Source organism: Streptomyces sp. NPDC086554, from assembly GCF_040686095.1.
Classification (GTDB): Bacteria; Actinomycetota; Actinomycetes; order Streptomycetales; family Streptomycetaceae; genus Streptomyces.
Genome location: NZ_JBFBJK010000001.1, coordinates 414,544 through 433,673 on the forward strand (window position 1 = coordinate 414,544; position 19,130 = coordinate 433,673).

Annotated in this window: 15 protein-coding genes; 7 read left to right on the top strand and 8 right to left on the bottom strand. The window is 71.8% G+C overall.

Annotated elements, in window-relative coordinates:
* The first annotated feature begins 68 nt into the window (after positions 1 to 68).
* Both AB0O76_RS01845 and AB0O76_RS01850 read left to right on the top strand, forming a co-directional pair.
* A complete protein-coding gene (locus AB0O76_RS01845; protein ID WP_365483985.1) occupies positions 69 to 509 on the top strand; it encodes an ester cyclase in 441 nt (146 codons plus the stop codon).
* A complete protein-coding gene (locus AB0O76_RS01850; protein ID WP_365483988.1) occupies positions 506 to 1,432 on the top strand; it encodes an NADP-dependent oxidoreductase in 927 nt (308 codons plus the stop codon). The genes AB0O76_RS01845 and AB0O76_RS01850 overlap by 4 nt, the downstream gene beginning before the upstream one ends.
* Before the next feature lie 470 nt (positions 1,433 to 1,902).
* Here AB0O76_RS01850 and AB0O76_RS01855 read toward each other — a convergent pair whose 3' ends face one another.
* Both AB0O76_RS01855 and AB0O76_RS01860 read right to left on the bottom strand, forming a co-directional pair.
* Positions 1,903 to 2,964 carry a Gfo/Idh/MocA family oxidoreductase gene (locus tag AB0O76_RS01855; RefSeq protein ID WP_365483991.1) on the bottom strand — a complete coding sequence of 354 codons (1,062 nt, stop codon included), beginning with the start codon at positions 2,962 to 2,964 and terminating at the stop codon, positions 1,903 to 1,905.
* Position 2,965: 1 nt separating this feature from the next.
* Positions 2,966 to 4,372 carry an NDP-hexose 2,3-dehydratase family protein gene (locus AB0O76_RS01860; protein WP_365483994.1) on the bottom strand — a complete coding sequence of 469 codons (1,407 nt, stop codon included), beginning with the start codon at positions 4,370 to 4,372 and terminating at the stop codon, positions 2,966 to 2,968.
* A 100-nt stretch (positions 4,373 to 4,472) separates the two neighbouring features.
* Here AB0O76_RS01860 and AB0O76_RS01865 point away from each other — a divergent pair, with 100 nt between their 5' ends.
* Positions 4,473 to 5,138, top strand: a complete 666-nt coding sequence (locus AB0O76_RS01865; RefSeq protein WP_365483997.1) for a dTDP-4-dehydrorhamnose 3,5-epimerase family protein — start codon at positions 4,473 to 4,475, stop codon at positions 5,136 to 5,138.
* Positions 5,135 to 6,628, top strand: coding sequence for a DHA2 family efflux MFS transporter permease subunit (locus tag AB0O76_RS01870; RefSeq protein ID WP_365484000.1), 1,494 nt, complete (start codon positions 5,135 to 5,137; stop codon positions 6,626 to 6,628). The genes AB0O76_RS01865 and AB0O76_RS01870 overlap by 4 nt, the downstream gene beginning before the upstream one ends.
* Positions 6,629 to 6,716: 88 nt before the next feature.
* Here AB0O76_RS01870 and cydC read toward each other — a convergent pair whose 3' ends face one another.
* From cydC to AB0O76_RS01890, 4 genes are all read right to left on the bottom strand, one after another.
* Positions 6,717 to 8,504 (bottom strand): thiol reductant ABC exporter subunit CydC, encoded by a 1,788-nt coding sequence (gene cydC, locus AB0O76_RS01875; RefSeq protein ID WP_365484003.1) that lies wholly within the window; start codon positions 8,502 to 8,504, stop codon positions 6,717 to 6,719.
* Entirely contained in the window at positions 8,501 to 10,222 is a 1,722-nt protein-coding gene (gene cydD / locus AB0O76_RS01880; protein WP_365484006.1) for a thiol reductant ABC exporter subunit CydD, read from the bottom strand. The genes cydC and cydD overlap by 4 nt, the downstream gene beginning before the upstream one ends.
* Positions 10,223 to 10,302: 80 nt before the next feature.
* On the bottom strand, positions 10,303 to 11,325 hold the full coding sequence (locus AB0O76_RS01885; protein ID WP_365484009.1) for a cytochrome d ubiquinol oxidase subunit II: 1,023 nt from the start codon (positions 11,323 to 11,325) through the stop codon (positions 10,303 to 10,305).
* A 53-nt stretch (positions 11,326 to 11,378) separates the two neighbouring features.
* Positions 11,379 to 12,689: a cytochrome ubiquinol oxidase subunit I gene (locus tag AB0O76_RS01890; RefSeq protein ID WP_365484012.1), complete on the bottom strand. Its 1,311-nt coding sequence runs from the start codon at positions 12,687 to 12,689 to the stop codon at positions 11,379 to 11,381.
* Positions 12,690 to 12,825: 136 nt separating this feature from the next.
* Between AB0O76_RS01890 and AB0O76_RS01895 the strand changes: the two genes are divergently transcribed.
* The 3 genes from AB0O76_RS01895 (at position 12,826) to AB0O76_RS01905 (ending at position 16,045) form a co-directional block, all read left to right on the top strand.
* Positions 12,826 to 14,004 (top strand): glycosyltransferase, encoded by a 1,179-nt coding sequence (locus tag AB0O76_RS01895; protein ID WP_365484015.1) that lies wholly within the window; start codon positions 12,826 to 12,828, stop codon positions 14,002 to 14,004.
* Between the two features lie 198 nt (positions 14,005 to 14,202).
* Positions 14,203 to 15,018, top strand: coding sequence for an AfsR/SARP family transcriptional regulator (locus AB0O76_RS01900; RefSeq protein WP_360765669.1), 816 nt, complete (start codon positions 14,203 to 14,205; stop codon positions 15,016 to 15,018).
* Between the two features lie 82 nt (positions 15,019 to 15,100).
* Positions 15,101 to 16,045 carry a nucleotide disphospho-sugar-binding domain-containing protein gene (locus tag AB0O76_RS01905; protein ID WP_365484018.1) on the top strand — a complete coding sequence of 315 codons (945 nt, stop codon included), beginning with the start codon at positions 15,101 to 15,103 and terminating at the stop codon, positions 16,043 to 16,045.
* Between the two features lie 150 nt (positions 16,046 to 16,195).
* Here AB0O76_RS01905 and AB0O76_RS01910 read toward each other — a convergent pair whose 3' ends face one another.
* Together AB0O76_RS01910 and AB0O76_RS01915 are read right to left on the bottom strand one after the other, a co-directional pair.
* Positions 16,196 to 17,803 carry a condensation domain-containing protein gene (locus AB0O76_RS01910; protein ID WP_365484021.1) on the bottom strand — a complete coding sequence of 536 codons (1,608 nt, stop codon included), beginning with the start codon at positions 17,801 to 17,803 and terminating at the stop codon, positions 16,196 to 16,198.
* Between the two features lie 397 nt (positions 17,804 to 18,200).
* Positions 18,201 to 19,079: an ester cyclase gene (locus AB0O76_RS01915; RefSeq protein ID WP_365484024.1), complete on the bottom strand. Its 879-nt coding sequence runs from the start codon at positions 19,077 to 19,079 to the stop codon at positions 18,201 to 18,203.
* Positions 19,080 to 19,130 lie beyond the last annotated feature (51 nt).

The window sequence follows — 19,130 nt, forward strand, 5'->3', positions numbered from 1 at the left end:
TGCCATCTTCGGTCGGGCGCGGCGCGTCCGCTGCCGCGCATCCGGCTTTCGCGAGAGAGAGGCCCTGGATGTCGCAGAACCTGTCGAAGAACTTGTCGCAGCACCACAATGAACTCCTGCAGCACTTCGTGGACATGATCAACACCCATGACGTGAGCACCATGGAGCAGCACACCCACCCCGACCACATCGATCACAACCCGGTGGTCGACGACGGCATTGAGCCCAACCGGGCTTTCTGGGCCGCGGTGTTCACCGGCTTCCCCGACATGACGGCCGACGTCCAGGACCAGGTCGCGGAGGGCGACCGGGTGGCCGCCCGCATCATCTACTCGGGCACCCATCAGGGCGAGTTCCTCGGCATACCGGCGACCGGCAAGCCCGTCTCCTTCCAGTCCATCGACATCTGGCGGGTGCAGGACGGCCTGCTCGCCGAGCACTGGGACCAGCTCGACATGGGTGACATCTTCCGGCAGCTCGGCGTGGACATGGCGGCGATGGCCCAGTGAAAGCGGTCTCGTACCGAACCTTCGGCGGGGCCGACGTCCTGGAGTACGGGGAGCTGCCCGACCCGAGACTCGGCCCCGACTCCGTCCTGGTGCGGGTGAAGGCCGCCGCGGTCAACCCGGTGGACTGGAAGGCCAGGGAGGGCTATCTCGGCACCCTGCTCGACCCGGTCTTCCCGGTCGTCCCCGGCTGGGACATGGCCGGGGTCGTCGAGCAGGCGGGCGTCGCGGTCACGGAGTACGCACCCGGCGACGAGGTCATCGGCTACGTACGCGAGGACATGCTCTCCCGTGGCACCTTCGCCGAGCTGGTCGCGGCGCCGGTGCGCTGCCTCGCCCGCAAGCCGGCGGGACTCTCCTGGGCGCAGGCCGCGGGCCTGCCGCTGGCCGGGCTCGCCGCATACCAGTCGCTGGTGCGGGCAGCTCACACCGCACACGGCGAGACGGTGCTCGTGCACGCGGCGGCCGGCGGCGTGGGCTCGCTCGCGGTGCAGATCGCCAAGGCGCTCGGCGCGCGGGTGATCGGCACGGCGTCCGAGCCGAACCACGCGTTCCTGCGGGAGCTCGGCGCCGATCCGGTGGTGTACGGCAAGGGCCTTGACGAGCGGGTCCGCGCGCTGGCCCCGGACGGCGTCGACGTGATCATCGACCCGGTGGGCAAGCAGGCGCTGCGCACGTCCAAGGGCCTGCTGAAGGACGGCGGACGCCTGGTATCGGTGGTCGACCACACGGTCGTCGCACGCGGCGGCTCCTACGTCTTCGCCCGCCCCGACGCCGCGGACTTCGCCGCGCTGACGGAACTGGTGGAGAGCGGCGCCCTGACGGTACCGATCGCGGAGGTGTTCCCCCTGGAGAAGGCGGCCCTGGCCCATGAGCTGAGCCAGGCGGGACACGCACGGGGCAAGATCGTGGTGGAGATCGGCTGAGGGTACGGAGCGTTTGCGGCGTACGAAGCACCAATGACATACGAAGCGTTCTTGGTTTCCGACAATGGCTATGGCCCCGGACCTCCGGCCGACGAAGCGTGATGGCTTCGCCGGACGGAGGTCCGGGGCCTCCCGGTGTTTGCGGGCACCGGGATCCGCGGCGGCTCGGGGGTGGGCCGCCGCGGACGATCGTGAGGTCCAGGACACTGGGCCGCGAACCATGAGGTCGGCCGCCCCGTGAGCATGGGGCCGACCTCACGGCGGTGTGGCGCGCGGCCCGGCGGGGCGCTGAGGCCGCCCGCCGACGGACGCCCACCGGCCTGTCGGTGCCCGTGGGCGCGGGTGCCTTCCTGGGCGTTGTGCTGAGCGAGGAGCCGCCCCGTGAGCAAGGGGCCGACCGCGCGGACTGCCGTGGCGTCGGCGACGCCCGCCGATGCCGCCCGCCCAGGCCCGCGCCCCCCCACCGGCGATCAGCGGCCCGCCGCCGCAGCGTCGAGCTCGGCGAGGAGTTCTGCGTGGTGCAGGATGTCGTCCGCGTGCGGGGTCGGGTCCTGGCCGTCCAGAACCGTGCGGGCGAAGACGCCGGCGATGTTGGTGAACTGGCGGTCGGGGGCGAGCGGCACATCCGTCACGGTGCCGCCGCGTTCGACGCGGGCCACCGGGACGTGGTCGTCCGGAGTGCTGAACGCCCGGTCGAGGCGGAGCGAACCCTCGCTGCCCCAGAGCGTGTAGCCGCTGCGGTAGCCGTGCTCCAGGCCGTAGGCGAGCTCCGCAGGCACGCCGGAGGACGAGGCGAGGAGTGCGGCGCCCGACGAGTCCGGCTCGCCGTCGCACGACGCCCGCCGGATGGCGCCGAGCACGCTCAGCCGCGAGCCGAGGAAGAACTGCGCGGCACGGATCGGGTACACCGCCACCTCCGGCAGCGTGCTGGCGTGCCGCACGCCCCGGGGAGCGGTGGCGTCCGGGGTTGCCGGGATCCCGAACTCGCTCTCGAACAGGCGGAGTTCGCCGATCCGGCCGTCGGCAACCAGCTTGCGTACGCTCGTGTGCTGGGAGTGGTGCAGGAACATGAAGCTCTCCATCACCACCAGACCGCGCTCCCGCGCCACGGCCACGGCCTGCCGCGCCTGCTCCAGGGTCTGTGCGAAGGGCTTCTCGCACAGCACGTGCTTGCCCGCGCGCAGGGCCCGCAGCGTCCACTCGCTGTGCAGGGCGGGCGGCAGCGGGATGTAGACCGCGTCGACGTCGTCGCGTTCGAGCAGGCGTTGGTAGGCGGCCGGCGCGGCGGCCGGGTCCTGTGCGGCGGCCGGGTCCTGTGCCGCGTCCGCACCGTCGAAGACGGGAACCCCGCCGAACCGCTGCGCGAAGGACCGCGCCCGGTCCTCCCTGCGGCTGGCCACCGCCGTGACCCGCACCAGCGGCTGGGCCGCGAGCGAGGGCAGCATCCGGCGTTCCGCGATGCCCGCGCAGCCGAGGACGCCGATGCGCAGGACGCGATCCGTGTCGTAGTGCGTCGACTTGACGACGGACATCTCAGACCTCCCCACTGTCGTACGTACCGTCCGCCGCCCAGATGCCGCGCAGCCCGGTGAGCAGCGTTCGCGCCTCGATGTTCACGTAGTTGCTGTGGCGCAACAGCGCGCCGAGCTGCCGGACCGTCAGCCAGAGGTAGTCGTCGGGCACGTCGACGGGGAAGCCGTCGGGTGCCTTGACGATGAGATAGCGGTTGTCCGCGTGGTGGAAGCGGCCGCCCTCCTCCGACTGCACGGTGTCGTACAGCACCCGGGCAGGGTCCGCCGAGAGCACCAGATCGAGATAGCGCGGCCGCAGCTCATCGGGAAGCCCGAGGACCCGCTGCGGCTGGCACTGCACCGTCGGGCCGAGCTCGGCCACGTCGAGGACGCCCGCCTCGCTCCTCGCATGGGCCAGGACATGGGGTACGCCGTCGATCTCGCGCAGCAGGAAGGCGGAGACCCCCTGCTCGGCCGGGGCGATCAACGGCTGTGTCCAGGCGGTCACTTCGCGCCCCACGGCGCTCACCTCGGCGGCGATCACGGTGAAGTGCCGTCCCGACTCGTGCCGGATGGTGTGCTCGTCGCGGTGCCACTGCGTCACGTCGTTCAGCGGTATGGAGCGCTGCACCAGGTCGCGGCGCGCCTTGATCTCGGTCAGCCTGCCCAGGATCCCGTCCATGGTGAGCTGCGCGCGGTCGGGTCCGCCGAGGTAGGGGATGGCGGAAAGCACGGTCCGCGCATCCATGTTGATCACGTTGTCTTCCAGGAGCAGCCGGTTGATCTGCCCGAGGGTCAGCCACCGGAAGTCGTCGTGCGCGGGAACGTCGCCGATCGCCTCGACCACCATGTTCCGGTTGCGCTTGCGCAGGAACCAGGAGCCCTGTTCGGACTGCAGGGAGTCGAAGAGCACGATGCTGCGGCGCGGCGGGGTGAAGTAGTCGATGTACCGCACCCGCGAACCCCGGTGCACGCCCGTGTAGTTGCTCCGGGTGGCCTGCACGGTCGGCGAGAGCTGCACCGTGTCCAGGTTTCCCGGCTCCATCTTTGCCTGCATCAGGAAGTGCAGGATGCCGTCGAACTCCTTGACGACGAGGCCGAGTACGCCGACTTCCGGCTGGTTGAGGATGGGCTGGGACCACTCGGACTCGTGGCCGTCCCAGCCGGTGCGGACCCGCAGGCCCTCCACCGCGAAGAACCGCCCGCTGTGGTGGACCAGATTCCCGGTCCGCTCCTGGAACTCCCAGCCGACCAACTCCCGGAAGGGGATGCGGTTCACCTCGTAGCGGTTGGTGCGGCGCTGGCCCGCGAACCACTCCCGGAACGCCGCGTTCGGCGTCACCGGGCTGTCGGTGGTCCGGGCCGAGTGCGCGAAGCGTCCTTCGACGCCCGTTACGTTGCCGCCTGGGGCAACGGAGGTCAAAGTCACCGGCTCGCTCCTTCTCGGGTTCACAACGGCCCCGACAGTGCCCCATGCCGATCGCTCCCGGGTCGAGGCGGGCTCGAGCGGCCTTCCCTAGCGTGCGCGCATGGCCACCCGAAGCTTGGAAATCCGCGAACAGGACCTTCCCGACGTGTACGTGGTGACGCCCAAGGCGTTCCCCGACAACAGGGGTGTCTTCCACGAGTCGTTCCGCAAGGACTACCTGGAGGAGGCGATCGGCAGGCCGTTCGTCATCGAGCAGAGCAACCTGTCGGTGTCGCACAAGGGGGTGCTGCGCGGCATCCACGGCGTCGTCGGCCCGATGAGCCAGGCGAAGCTCGTCAGCTGCGCACGGGGCTCGGCGATCGACATCGTGGTCGATCTCCGCGTCGGCTCACCGACGTTCGGCCGGCACCAGGTGTTCCACCTCGAGCAGAACTCGGCCACGAGCCTGTTCATCTCCGAAGGGCTCGGCCACTCCTTCCTCGCCCTGGAGGAAGGCACGGTCATGAACTACCACTGCTCGAAGCCGTACGTCGCCGACGCCGTCTACACCGTCCACGCGCTCGACCCGGCGCTCGCCCTGCCCTGGGGCGTCACCGGGGACCCCGTGATGTCCGGGACCGACCTGGCCGCTCCGACCGCGGAGGAAGCGGCGGCCAAGGACATCCTCCCGACGTACGAGTACTGCCTGGGCCTCTACGGACGCGGTGCGGAAGCCGCGACCCGCTCGGCCACCTCCGCGAACGCATCTGAAAGGAAGCCAGGATGACACCCGACGACAACGCACCGCCCGAGGACCGTTCCGCCGAGAAGGGAACAAAGGGGACAGTCGGGTGGGCCGTTCTTGTCACCGGCGTCGCCTCCTTCATGGCCGGACTCGACAACCTGGTGATCGTCACCGCCCTGCCCACCATCCGGGAGGAGTTGGGCGGCAGCCTCCAGGACCTGGAGTGGACGGTCAACGCCTACACGCTCTCCTTCGCCGTCCTGATGATGCTGGGTGCCGCCGTCGGTGACCGGTTCGGGCGGCGCAAGATCTTCGTCGTGGGGCTGCTGCTCTTCACCGGGGCGTCGGCCGCCGCGGCCGTCGCGCCCGGCATCAGCGAACTCGTCGCCGCCCGCGCCGTCCAGGGCGCGGGCGCCGCACTGATCATGCCCCTTTCCCTCACGCTCCTGACGGCCGCCGTTCCTGCCGCCAAGCGTGGCGCCATGCTCGGCATCTACGGCGCGATCAACGGACTCTCCATCGCCGGCGGGCCATTGGCGGGCGGCCTCATCGTCGAGCACCTCTCCTGGCAATGGATCTTCTGGGTCAATGTGCCGGTCGGCCTGATCCTCGCCCCGTTCGCGCTGCGCAAGCTCGCCGAGAGCAGGGGCCCGACGGCGCGGCTCGACGTGACGGGCACGGTCCTGGTGAGCGTCGCCCTGTTCGGCATCGTCCTCGGCCTGGTCGAGGGCAACTCGTCCGGCTGGACGTCACCGCTGGTGCTCGGCGGTCTCGTAGGCGGCGCGGCGGTCCTTGTCGCCTTCACCGTCTGGGAACTGCGCTCGCGCGAACCGATGCTGCCGATGGGCATGTTCCGCAACCGTGCGTTCAGCGCGATCAACGCGGGCGGCATCCTGATGGCCGTCGGCATGTTCGGCACGATCTTCCTGGTCACCCAGTTCATGCAGAACGTGCAGGGCTTCGGGCCGCTGGAGGCGGGCGTGCGGATGCTCGCCTGGACCGCCATGCCGGTCCTGGTGGCGCCCTTCGCGGGCATCGTCTCCGACCGCACGGGCGGCAGGCCGGTGGTCGTGCTCGGCCTGATCCTGATGACGATCGGCCTGGCCTGGTTCGCCTTGCTCCTCGAACCGGACACGGCCTTCGCAGCCCAACTCCCCGCGTTCATGCTCTGCGGCGCCGGGATGGCCTGCTTCTACGCCCCACTGATGAACCTCACCATGAGTTCAGTCCGGACCGAGGAACACGGCATAGCCTCCGGCGCCACGGCGGCGACCCGCGAGGTGGGCGCGGCCCTGGGCGTGGCGCTCCTCGCCTCGGTGTTCAGCGCCAATGGCGGCTACGCCTCCCGCCGGCACTTCGTGGACGGCCTCGTGCCCGCCCTGTGGGTGGCATCGGCGTCACTCGCCCTGGCCGCGGTGGCCATGCTGTTCACCCCGAAGGGCACCGCCACCGCACCACAGCCCACCGCGCAGGCGGCGGCCGGGGGCCCGGCGACGAAGACACAGGGCGACGCGATCCTGGCGGACGGCTGACACCTCGTCCGCCGCCCCTGTGCCACGGCCGGCCTCACCGACTCGGGTGGGGTCGGCCGTGGCCCATGGCCGTTTCCGGGGTACGCGCTCAACCTGCCGACGCAGAGGCCTCGGTGAGGTCCGTCGTGTGGGGCCCGTTCTGGGCGGCGGCGCACTCGGCCGCGTACTGCTCACGGTAGTAGCCCGGCCGCTGGAGCAGCTCGTGGTGGGTGCCGCGTTGGGTGATCCGGCCGTCGCGGAGCACCACGATCTCGTCCGCTTCCTCGAGGCCCAGGATGCGGTGGCTCACCAGGAGCAGCGAGCGGTCAGCGGTCGCGGCAAGGGCGTCGGTGAGGACGGCGCCTGCGGCCGCGGGGTCGAGCGACTCCGTGGGCTCGTCGAGGACCAGCACGGCCGGGTCGGCGAGCAACGCGGCGGCCAGGGCGAGGCGCTGGCGCTGGCCGCCCGCCAACTGGGCGGCGTCGTCCCGTACTTCGGTGTCGAGCCCGGCGGGCAGCGCCCGGACCCACGCTGCCGCGCCCGCCCGCTCAAGGGCGTCCCACAGCCGCGCCTCGTCCGCGTCCGGGCTGCCGAGCAGCAGATGCGCGCGGACGGTGCCGGTGAAGACGTAATGGTCCTGGGTAAGTCCGGAGATGAAGCGCGGCCGCAGTTCGCGACCGGGGATCCGCTCCACCGGGACCCCGTTGAGGCGTACGTGTCCGGCCGACGCCGGGACGAAGCCCAGCGCGACGGCGAGCGCCGTGCTCTTGCCCGAACCGCTCGGCCCGACCAGCGCGACCCGGTGCCCTGCGGGCAGCGAGAGCTCGAAGTCGCTCAGGGCGGGCCTGCCCGCGCCCGGGTGGACCACGGTGACGCCGGTGAATTCCAGCGTGACGGGGCCGCCCGGCACCGGCAGCGGATCGTCCGGCTCGGGCACGGCCGGCCTGGCCCGCAGAACCGCCTTCAACCGCCTCAGCGCACTGCCGAGTTCGCCGAACTTCTCGGCGGCCGCCTGTACGGGCACGGCCGTCTCAAGCGCCGTGAGCGTGGCCAGGGTGAGGACGGCGGCGGCGACGGGACCGAGGCGTCCTTCGGCCTGGGCCCGCGCCGCGAGCACCGCGACCGCGGCCGTGGTCGCCAGCTGGGTCAGCAGCCCCGCCGCGGTGACCGTGGCCCCGCGGCGTGCCGCGGAGCGTTCGAGGCGGGCGACGTCGCGGGCGGCGTCCTGTTCCCGCCGCTCGGCAGCGGCGGCCGCAGCCGCCCCGCACGCCGCGAGGTCCTCCCGCCCCTCGATGGCGTCCACGCCGCGCACGGCGAGTTCCGCGCGGGCGGCCACGAGCCGGGTCCGCACCCGGTCGAGGGCCAGGGCCGTGAGGAAGGGAAGCACCAGCACACCCACGAACAGGCCGCCGCCCAGGGCGAGTCCGGCCTCGGGAAGCTGGACCGACGCCCATGCGGTGACGCCGCCGCCGACCACGAGCGCGGCGAGCGCCGGTAGCACCACCCGTACCGTGGCGTCCTGCACCGCATCCACGTCCGCGATCAGCCGGGTCAGCAGATCGCCCCTGCGGAACGCGGGAAGACCGGCGGGGGCCAGCGGCTCCAGGACGTCGAAGAAGCGGCCGCGCACCCTGTCCATGATCCGCAGGGCGGCGTCATGCCCGGCGAGCCGCTCGGTGTAGCGCAGCGCGCCCCGGGCGATGGCGAGCGCGCGCACCGCGACCACCGCCAACGAGAGGGTGGCGAGCGGGGGTTGTTCCGACGCACGGCAGATGAGCCAGGCGGCGGTGGCGGTCAGCGCGACCGCGGCGGCCTCGCACAGCGCGGTGGCGACGGCGGCGAGGGAGAGCCGCAGCAGGGGCCCCGCCAGGCGGTGCCCGGGAGCGGAGGCTGTCACCGTACGAACCGTCCTTCCGTGGTGGCGGTGAGGGTCTGGTGTTCTGCCGCACCGTGGAGGCGGGCGGTCGGTCCGTCGGTCCGCTGTCCAGGCGGGTCGTCTCCTACGCGGATCACGGTGTCGGCGTACTCCATGACGCGGGGGCGGTGGGTGACCACCAGCGACGTCGTGCCCGGCAGGGCGCGCAGGGCGGCGAGGATCTGGTGTTCCGTCTCGCCGTCCAGGCGTGCCGTCGGTTCGTCGAGCAGCAGCAGCGCCGGGCGGCGCAGCAACGCCCGGGCCAGCGCCACGCGTTGGCGTTCGCCCGCGGAGAGCTGGAGTCCACCGTCACCGAGCCTGGTCGCCGTTCCGTCCGGGAGCGCGTGGACGAAAGCGGTCGCGCCGGCCTCCTCCAGCGCCCGCTCCACCTCGGCGTCGGTCGCGTCGGGGCGCCCCAGCCGTACGTTGTCGGCGAGCGATGCGGCGAAGAGGTGCGGGCGCTGCGGCACCACCCCGAGGTGCGCCGTCCACGCGTCGCCCGGCACGGGGGACAGGGGCGTTCCCCCGACCCGGATCTGACCGCCGAGCGGCGGGAGCAGCCCGGCGAGGGTGCGGAGCAGCGTCGTCTTGCCCGCGCCGCTCGGCCCGGTCAGCGCGTGGCAGCGCCCCGGTTCGAGCACCAGGGAGAGCCCGGTGAGCGCCGGGGTCGCGGCGGAGAATCCCACCGTCAGCCGGTCGAGGACGATCGGAACGCCGACCGGGTCGGGTGCGCCGGGGTGGCGCGGGGACGACGGCTCGGCGGGGGCAGGTGATGCCTCCCGGATCCGGCGGGCCTGCGCGAGCACGGACTTGCCGTCCTGGCTCGCGTGGAAGCGGGTGGAGAGCGTGCGCAGCGGCCGGTACGCCTCCGGGGTGAGGAGGAGGATCGCGAGCCCTGCCGAAAGCTCCATGCTCCCGGACAGGAGCCGGAATCCGACCGGCACCGCGATCAGCGCCACCGCCAGGGTGGTCATCGTCTCCAGGACGAACGAGGACAGGAACGCCTGGCGCAGGGTCGCCATGGTGACCACCCGGTGCTCGGCGGAGACCGAGCGGATCCGGCGGGCCGCGTCGTCCTGCCGTCCGAAGACGCGCAGGGTGGCGAGACCGGAGACCGCCTGCAGGAAGTGCCCGCCGAGCCGGATCAGCAGGGCCCACTGCCGTTCCGTACGCGCCTTGGTGTGCATACCGACCAGGGCGAGGAGCAGCGGCACGAAGGGCAGGGTGGCGAGGACGGTGAGCCCGGACGGCACGTCAAGGAACAGCAGGGTGCCCACGATGGCGGGCGGCACCACCAGGGCGTGCGGCAGCACGGAAACCGTGCTGGCGACATAGCCGTCGAGCGCGTCGCCGCCGCGGGTCAGCAGGGCCACCACGTCGGCCGTGGGCGGCCCGGTGCCGCGGATCCGGCCGCGGCCCGCGGCCTCGGTGAGGCCGGCGCGCAGGGTTCGCTTCACCTCGGCGGCCACCGTCGCCGGATACCAGCGGTCCCACCAGGCGAGCGCGCACCGGCCGACGACCACGCAGGCGGCCAGTGGCAGCGGGAACGAGGCGAGCGCCCGGCGGGCGCCGACGGCGAAGAGGTCCGCGAGCAGCTGGGCCAGGAGCAGCGCCTGAGCGACGGTCAGGAGCGTGGCAAGGACCGCGGAGAGCGTGCACACGGCCAGATACCGCTTGATGCCGGGGTGTACACGGAGCAACTCCGGGTCAAGCGGCCCGCCACCGCGCCCGCCGCCCCGTCCCCCCTGCGTACCGCCTTTCACGCGACCGCCCCCCCGCCTCAGTGGAATGCGGGCGCGGCCGCCCGGTCCTCGGTGGTGCGGAACAGCCACCACATTCGGATCTGTACGGCGATCACAAGGAGGAGTACCGGACCGGCGGTCCAGGTGATCAGGGCGAGGGACGTGGTGTCCGCGGCGAGGTCCTGGACCGCGGTGGCCGCTGTCCCGGAGTCCGAAGGGGTCACCAGATAGGGGTACTTGGCGGCGAACACCGCCACCGGAAGGAGACCCACGGCCGTGGCGGTGGCCGCGAACGACTGCCACGGGCTGCCCCCGGACATCCGGCGGTAGGCGGCGAACAGGGCCACCCCGGCGGCGGCGATCAGGAGCACGGCGATCCAGGGCCTGCGCAGTGCGTCGCCGTCGAAGTGCCCGGCCGCAAGGCCCGCGAGGACGGTGACCAGAGCCAGCGCTCCGCCGGCGGCCCCCAGTGGCCCGGTGATCCGCGCCGCGCGGGCCGCGCTCTCGCCGGTGGTGCGGGCGGCGGTGAAGGCCGCGCCGTGCGCGGCGAACAAGGCGACCGCCGCGAGCCCGCCGAGCTGGGACACCAGGGTCAACGAGGCGCCGCTGCCCGTCACATGGCCATCGCCGTCGATGTCGAGTCCGCCCGCGACCGCGGTCAGGAACCCTCCCCAGCCGAAGGCCGCCGCGCTGCCCGCGACGCAGATCGCCAGGTCCCAGCGGCGTCGCACCGCCAGGTCGGGGTGCCTGCTGCGCAGCATGACGGCGCTGGTGAGGGCCAGCGCGCCGCTCAGCGCGGTCAGCGCGAACGGGGCGGCGCCGACCAGGAGTTGAGTCTTGAGGCCGGGTAACGTGCCCACCAGGATGCCGACGGAGACCAGCAGCCAGGCCTCGTTGCCGAGTAAGAAGGGGCCGAGCCCGCCGAGCACCGTCCTGCGCTCCCGGTCGGTGCGGGCGGTGACCAGGAGCGTCGACCCCACTCCGTAATTGGCGCCGGCGAGCATCAGATAGCCGGTGAACAGGGCGATGAACCCGATCGTCCACAGGGTCGGGTAACTCATGGCCAGGGTGCTCCTTGTCTGGGTGAAGAGATGTCCGGGTCCGGGTCCGGACACTAGATCAGTACGCCGTCGCGCTTCTCGTCGTCGGACCCGCTGTCGCCGCCGGACCCGCCGTCGTCGTGCCCGGCCTCTTCCGGCGCCTGCTCCCAGAGGTCGGCCTGCTGCGGGCCGCGCATGGCTGTCTTGCCGAGCAGCCACCAGTCGAGGGCCAGCAGCACGGTGACAAGCAGGCCGAGCACCACCAGGGAGACGGTCAGCTGGGTCGTCGTCAGCGACGGGGTCAGGGCCTGCTGGGTGGTGAGGATGTCGTCGATGACGAACGGCTGCCTGCCGTACTCACGCAGCACCCAGCCCGCGATGTTCGCGACGAAGGGCAGCGCCATCACGAACACCAGGGTCCGCTGCAGGCCCGGCCTGGTCAGCATCCGGTCGCCGCGCAGGGAGATCAGCGTCCAGATGGCGACGACCAGCAGGATGATCCCGATGATGATCATCGAGAAGGCGCTGATCTGGACCAGCGGCCCGGACGGCAGCTCGACGCCGTCGCCGAAGCGCTTCACCAAGGCCTGCTGGAAGTCGGCGAGTTCGGCGTCCTTGCCGTCGACGAGGGCCTGCTTGATGGGCTGTTCCACCGTGACGCGCTCCAGCTGGAGCGCACCGCTGCCGCCGACCAGGACCGTTCCCCAGAGCGCGGCGTGCGCGCCCATGCGCATCGAGTGCCGCAGGAATGCGTCGGAGGCCCGGCCGCGGCGGCGAAGCAGCACCGAGACGCCGAGCATGAAGAAACCGCCGACACCGATGGCTCCGCCGATGACGTGCAGTACGGCGATCCAGGCGTTGGCGTTGGTGAACAGGGCCAGCGGGTCGTCCAGATGGAGCTCGCCGCCCCGCATCTCGTACGCGACCGGGTGCTGCATGAAGCCGTTGGCGAGGAGCGCCCAGATCGCCGACATGTAGGCGGCCGCCGCGACGATCCAGATGCAGGCCAGATGGGCCTTGGCGGGAAGCCGCTGCCAGCCGAAGATCCACAGGGCGAGGAAGGTCGACTCGACGAAGAAGGCGACCACGGTCTCCACGGCGAGCGGGGCGCCGAAGACGCTGGCCGCCATGTTCTCGAGCCCGGACCAGTTGGCGCTGAGCTGGTACTCCATGGCGATGCCCGCGGCGATGCCGACGGCGTAGTTGATGACGTAGAGCGTGCCCCAGTACTTGGTCGCCTGTTTCAGTGCCGGGTCGCCGGTGCGCACCCAGCGGGTGTGGCTGATCGCGACCATGACCACGAGCCCGAGCGTCAGCGCGACGAGCAGGTAGTGCACGCCGACCGTTAACGCGAACTGAAGGCGCGCCAGTTCCACGGTTCCCATGCCGTATTCACTCCAAGTGATCGGTCCGTCCGGCCGCCGTGGCCGCTGACTGCCATGCTAGCGACCATGCTTATCGATACTAGATTTTCTAGCAGTACTAGACATTGGGTCGGCGATAGCCCTATGGTCGACCGGTATGAGAATCCTCTTCGCCAGCGTCGGCAACTTCGGTCACGTGCACCCCCTCCTTCCCCTGGCACTGGCCGCGCGGTCGGCCGGACACGAGGTCCGGTTCGCCACGGGCGAGCAGTTCCATCCGATCCTGAGCGCCGTGGGCCTGGAGCCGGTGACGGCAGGTCGCTCCGTCCCCGACGCGTTCATCGAAGCAGCCGGCGGTCAAGCCTTCCTTGAGTCGCAGGGCGGCGACGTACACCCGAGCGAGCTGCCCCCCGAGGTGCTCACCGCCCTGGGCGTGAAGGCGTTCGGCTCGGTCCTGCCCCGCTCCATCGCCGCGGACCTCGTCGCCGTCTTCGAGAGCTTCCGGCCCGACCTCGTCATCCACGAAGTGATGAACCCGGGCGCCGGGTTCGCGGCCAGGCTCGCCGGGATCCCGGCCCTGTCGCACGGCGTGGGGCGCCTTGTCTCGGTGGGTGAGGAGGCGCTGATCCAGGAGGAACTGCGCGTCACCGCCGCCGAGTTGGGCGTCCTGGTCGCCGACGACCAGGTGCGGCTGCTCGGCCACCCGTACGTCGACGTCTGCCCGCCATCGCTGCAGGACCCCGCCTTCCTCACCTCGGGCTACCCCCGTATCGCGCAGCGCCCGGTGCCCTTCGACGAGCCGGGCGAGCTGCCCGCCGACCTGGCCGGCAGCGACCGCCCGCTGGTCTACCTCAGCCTCGGCACGGCCCTCGGTTCTGCCGCCGTGCTGCGCACCGCGATCGAGGGCCTCGCACCCCTCGACGTACGCGTCCTGGTGGCGACGGGCCCGACGGTCGGTGTCGAGGAGCTCGGCGAGCTGCCCGCCCACACGGTCGCCGTGCCGTGGGTGTCGCAGGCCGAAGTGCTGCGCCACGCCTCGGTCGTCGTCCAGCACGGCGGCAGCGGCAGCATGCTCGCGGCGCTGGCCGCCGGGCTGCCCCAGCTGTTCCTGCCGCAGGGCTCCGACCAGCCCACCAACGCCGAGGCGGTCCGCGCGCTCGGTGCGGGCGAGGTCCTCGGTCACGGTGAACTCGCCGCGGAGGCCGTCACGTTGAAGGTGAAGGCCCTGCTGTCCGACGACTCCTACCGGCAGGCGGCGCGCCGCGTCGCCGACGAGATCGCCGCCATGCCCTCCCCCGAGGACGTCGCCGCCGGTCTTTCCACCTACGCCGGCTGACCGGAATTGATCGCTCCGACGGCTCGTGGGTCCAGGCACCGCTGCCTGGGCCCACGAGCCGTCGTGCGTGTCGGCGGGTGTGAATTCGTCATGGTCAGCCCCCATAAGAACCCACATCCGGGACGGTACTTGAGCACTGTTTCAAGCCGGGACTCGAGTGAGACGCTCCGATACCTACAGAAAGACTGGAGGGTTCGAATGGAGATTCGTGTCCTGGGGTCGTTCGAGGCGGAGCTGAACGGTGTCTCGATGCTCCCGACCGCCAGCAAGCCGCGGCAGATCCTCGCGCTGCTTGCTCTTTACAGCAATCAGGTCCTCCCGGTCTCCGCGCTCATGGAGGAGATCTGGACAGCGGAGCCACCGCGCAGTGCGCTCACCACCCTGCAGACCTACATCCTGCAGCTCAGGCGCTGCATGGAGACCGCGCTCGCGGGTTCGTCCCCCGGCGGTTCGAAGGACATGCTGCTCACCCGGCACGGCGGCTATCTGCTCCAGGCCGAGCCGGGCAGCATCGATCTGCACCAGTACGACCTGCTGATGGCGGAGGGTCAGCAGGCCGCGGAGCGGCGCGACGACCTGGTGGCGTCCCGGAAGTTCGGCCAGGCGCTCGCCCTGTGGCGGGGTCCTGCACTGGTGGACGTACGCACCGGTCCTCTCCTCTCCATCGAGATGATGCGTCTCGAGGAGAGCCGCCTGGGTCTGCTCGAGCGGCGGATCGACGTCGAGCTCCGTCTCGGCCGGCACACCGAGCTGCTGACCGAGCTGACCGCGCTCACCGCACGACAGCCCCTGAACGAAGGGCTGCACGCCCAGTCGATGGTGGCCTTCTACCGCGCGGGACGCCCGTCCTCCGCGCTTGACGTCTACCAGACCCTGCGCACGAACCTGGTCTCGGAACTGGGCATCGAACCGTCGGACCGGCTCAAGCGGCTGCAGAGCGCGGTGCTCTCGGGCGACCCCAGCCTGCAGACCGACGGCGACACCGGCCGGGTGCTCGACCTGTTCGCCGGGTAGGCCGCACGAGGGGGAACGAGCACAAGGGGGCCGGGCGGAGATTGCGCCTGGAAGGACCTGGAAGGACCTGGAAGGAGGAGTGGTGCGTGTCCTGTTCGTAGCAGGCCGTTCGCCGTCCGGTCTGCTGCACATGCTGCCGCTGGCCCGAGCGCTGGTGCACAGCGGGCATCGGGTACGCGTGTGGTGCCGGGCGCAGAGCTGTGACGCGGTGGCCCGTGCGGGGCTCGTCCCCGTACTGGGAGACCCCACCGCGACGGCCACGCTCTGGCGGCCCGACCTCCTGGTCGGCGAACCGACAGGCCTCGGCGGCATGGACGCCGGGGCCATGTCCGCCGTTCCGATGGTCTGCTACCTCCCCTACCTCCCCTACCGGCCCGCGTATCCGCCGCCCGGAACGGACCTGACCCCCGACGTGTGGGTGGACCCCTGCCCTCCTTCCCTGCGCGCCGACGGCGTGCCGGGCGCCTGGTCCGTGTGCTGCGAGGCGTACGAACCGGCCGGCGACGACCCGCTCTGGCCGGCGGCGCGGTCCTCACGCCCCCGGGTCCTGATCGTCGGCGGCAGCCCGGAACCCGGCGGCTACGGAGGCCGCCAGTCGGATCTCTTCCACCGCTCGGTGGAGGGGGCGAGCGCCCTCGATCTGGACGTCCTGATCCGCTACGGCCACGACCAGCCCTGGTCCCGGCTGCTGCCCGGCTGCGCGGCCGTCGTACACCAGGGTGACGCGGGCGCGGTGTACGCGGCCGCCCTGCACGGCGTGCCGCAGCTGTCCCTCAACTCGGGCTACCCCGAGGAGCGCCGGGCAGGTGCACTCCTCGAAGAGTCGGGCATCGGCCGCTGCCTGTACGCAGCCGAACCGGACCGCCAGACCAGCGGCCTGCGCCTGCGCTTCCACATCGCGGAACTGGTACACGGCGGCCGAGCCCTGCCCGCCGCGTCCCGGCTGAGCCGGTCGATCTCCGAACTCGCCCGCGCACAGAGCCTGGTGCCCCGGCTCGAAGCCTTGGCGGGCGCCGCTCGCGATTGACGAGAGCGGGCTTCTCGACGACGGCTCCGCACGGGCGGGCAGGTCGACGCCGCCGCGTCAGTCGCGCGTTGCCCGTGATTGGCGGCGGCAGGTAGGGCGACGCCCGCTCCGTCGGGGGAAGGCCGGAGCGGGCGTCGGTCTGGGGGGTGGTCAGCCGGCGTGCTGGACCGGTTCGGGTACGGTCACGCGGTCCAGAGGGGCGTCCTCCGGCTGGGTCACCAGCTGCCGCAGCGTCTCGGAGACGGCTTCCGCCAGGGCGGCGGCTTCATCCTCGGCGAGCACGGATGTGGCGTACGAGAGGGCGAGGAGGGGGTCAACTCCCCAGCGTGACACCGTCAGTTCGGCGTCGGCCGACGCGCCGCCGAAGTGGCCCGAACTCAGCCGCACCCCGAGCCCGGCGACGTCCGTCAGGGCGGGTAGCAGGTCCTCCTGCGAGGAGAAGCCGATCTGCACGAGAGGTGTGCGGCTGCGGTCGGGTGGCACGCCCAGGCCCCGCGAGAGCGACTTCAGCGGTACGTCGGCGAACTCGATCCCCTCGCTGAACGCGCAGGCGATGCCCCGCAGGAAGTAGTCGACCGTGCCCTGGAGTTCACAGCGCACGGGCACCGTGGGAGTGCAGGGAGCCACCGTGCGCATCAGGCCGCTCGTCGGGCGCCGGGGGATCCGGGTGCCGATCAGGAGCCGGTCGGTTCCCGCGAGGCGGCCGACGGTCAGGGCCCACGCGCCGAGCAGCACTGCGGTGCGGCTGACGCCTGCACGACGTACGACGAGGTCGCAGCGGTCGCGGACCTCCGGCGGTACGGAGAACAGGAGTTGGTCGCCCACGAAGTCGAAGGTAGGGGGTCTGCCGCCGGTGCCCGGCAGCTCGACCGTGGTCGGGAAGTCCGCCAGCTGGGCAAGGCGGCGGGACGTCAAGGAGTGCACGACACCGGACGCGGCCAGTTCGCCGGCGCGTTCCAGCGCGGCGTCCGGGCTCGGCGCGGGGCTCTGCGGAACCGGCTTCCCGTCCGCCGCCCGTTCGTAGTCCTCGAACAGCTCCCGCCAGATCAGACCGACCGACCAGGTGTCCGCCACCGCCAGATGGTGCACGAAGGTCAGGACGTGGTGCTCGTCGGAGTACCGGGTGAGCGTGAACACGGCGGGCGGCCGGTCCGCGTTGCCGCCGAGCAGGCCGGCGGTCGCACGGATCGCGGCGTGCACGGACTCGACCGCGTCCTGGCCCGGCGCGGGGATATCCGCGTCCCGCACCACCAACTGCGCCTCGCCGTGCACCGGTACGCGGCGCACCGGCCCCTTGGGGGACCACGAGAAGACCGTACGCAGCCCCTCGTGCCGGGCGACAAGCGCCCGCAGCGCGGTGCGCAGCGCCGACCGGTCGAGCGGCCCTGTCAGCTCCGCGCTGGACATCTGGTACACGGTCCCGCTGCCCGTGAATTCCTCGGTGGCGAGGAGCGCGCCCTGCTCGGGCAGCGGCTCGCGCACGGAGCGTCCTGGACCGCCGCGCCGGGCGGGCGCGGGCGCCGGCACCGCGAGGGAGAGCACTTCCTCCAGGGGTGCGGGACCGAGCAGCCCGGCCAGGTCCACCAGCATGCCGAACTGGTCGTCGGCCGTCGCGAGCAGCCGCACGGCCTCGGACAGACCGCCGCCCAGCGAGATGAACGGCGCGCCCTTGGCCGCGGTCCGAATCGCGTGACGGTCGTCGGCGAGCACGTCCGCCGCGAGGTCGAGTAGTTCCTCCGTGGGAGTCCGCCGCTGCATCTGTGGAGCCCTCTCTTTGGGCGATGACTTCTGCATCGTGCCGAAAGGGACTCGAATGATGCTCGAACCCGGCTTGCCCGGAGGGCATCCCGGCATCAAGGGGCGCGACGTGACCTCACCTGACGATCAAGGCGCTGCGCCACTACGAGGACTGCGGGCTGCTCAGCCCCGGCCGGGCGGCCAACGGCTACCGCGACCACCTCGACGCACTGCGGGCGGAAGGCGTCGACCGTGTGCTCGCCCTGTCCTCGGACCGGGCCGACTACCAACAGGCGCTCGTGGACCGCCTGCACCTGCCCCACCCGATGCTCTCCGACCCCCGGCTCACGCTCGCGGACGAGCTGACACATGCCGGGGTGGCGGCCGCTCCCTCAAGTTCTCGGTACTTCGACAGGACCTACGAGGTGCTCCTCGGAGCCGCCGGCGGGGGAGCCGTCCAGGTCAGCCCGGGCGATGAGCCCGGTGCCGAGCCCGGTGCCGCCCAGGGGTCCTCGCCGTGGATGTCGAGCACCTGGTCGCGCAGCCACAGGTCGAACGGATCCTCGGAGGACGCCCAGCGCTTGGCGGTGCGGTCCGCGTCGGCCGTCTCGAAGGTGACGATGACGTGGTCCCGGTCGGGGCGCGGGTCGAGCCGGAACGTCTCGTGGCTGATGCCGAGGCGGTGCCGCGATGCCTCGTACTCCCGCAGCCGCGGCCCCTGGAGCTCCGCGGTCAGCCGGTGCCAGGCCCACGGCTTGCCGTTCCTGATCGGTACGGTGCGCACGACCGGCTCCGCGCCCTGCCGCTGACGCCCCTTCTTGCGGGCGCCCGGCATCTTCATGCCCAGTTCGGCGAGCATGTTGGAGGCCACTCCGTGCGCCCAGCGCTCGGCGATCAGACCGTCCTGGAACCGCCAGATCACGATGCCCCGTGACTCGATGGCGCGGCCGGTCGCCTCCAGGCCGAGCAGCGTCCCCAGATGCGTGCCGCGCCAGGTGTTGTGGATGACGACGAAGTCGCCCTCCGCGCTCATGTCCTCGATGGTGACCTCGAGATCGGGGAAGGCCTCGCGGAGTCCGGCGATGGTGTACTTCACGCCGATCCGGCCCTCGGGAGCGCCGGGCATCGGCTCGTGGTCGATCATGTCCTCGCGGTAGACCTCGTCCACGACGGAGAAGTCGCCCCGGTTGACGAACTCCTCGAAGACCCGCCGGATGACGGCCCTGTTGTGGGCGACGGACGGGAGGGTCTCCGGCTCTGCGGACGGTTGTGCGGGCGCGGTCAGTTGGGTGGGCACGATGGTCCCGCTCCTCTCGTGGTGCTCCGGTGTTGTTCTGGTGCTCTTCGG

Coding starts and splice junctions, on each gene's coding strand:
- AB0O76_RS01885 (WP_365484009.1), bottom strand. CDS start 11,325: ATGAGTTACCCGACCCTGTGGACGATCGGGTTCATCGCCCTGTTCACC.
- AB0O76_RS01910 (WP_365484021.1), bottom strand. CDS start 17,803: ATGCAGCGGCGGACTCCCACGGAGGAACTACTCGACCTCGCGGCGGAC.
- AB0O76_RS01900 (WP_360765669.1), top strand. CDS start 14,203: ATGGAGATTCGTGTCCTGGGGTCGTTCGAGGCGGAGCTGAACGGTGTC.
- AB0O76_RS01890 (WP_365484012.1), bottom strand. CDS start 12,689: ATGGGAACCGTGGAACTGGCGCGCCTTCAGTTCGCGTTAACGGTCGGC.
- AB0O76_RS01845 (WP_365483985.1), top strand. CDS start 69: ATGTCGCAGAACCTGTCGAAGAACTTGTCGCAGCACCACAATGAACTC.
- AB0O76_RS01895 (WP_365484015.1), top strand. CDS start 12,826: ATGAGAATCCTCTTCGCCAGCGTCGGCAACTTCGGTCACGTGCACCCC.
- AB0O76_RS01865 (WP_365483997.1), top strand. CDS start 4,473: ATGGCCACCCGAAGCTTGGAAATCCGCGAACAGGACCTTCCCGACGTG.
- AB0O76_RS01855 (WP_365483991.1), bottom strand. CDS start 2,964: ATGTCCGTCGTCAAGTCGACGCACTACGACACGGATCGCGTCCTGCGC.
- AB0O76_RS01870 (WP_365484000.1), top strand. CDS start 5,135: ATGACACCCGACGACAACGCACCGCCCGAGGACCGTTCCGCCGAGAAG.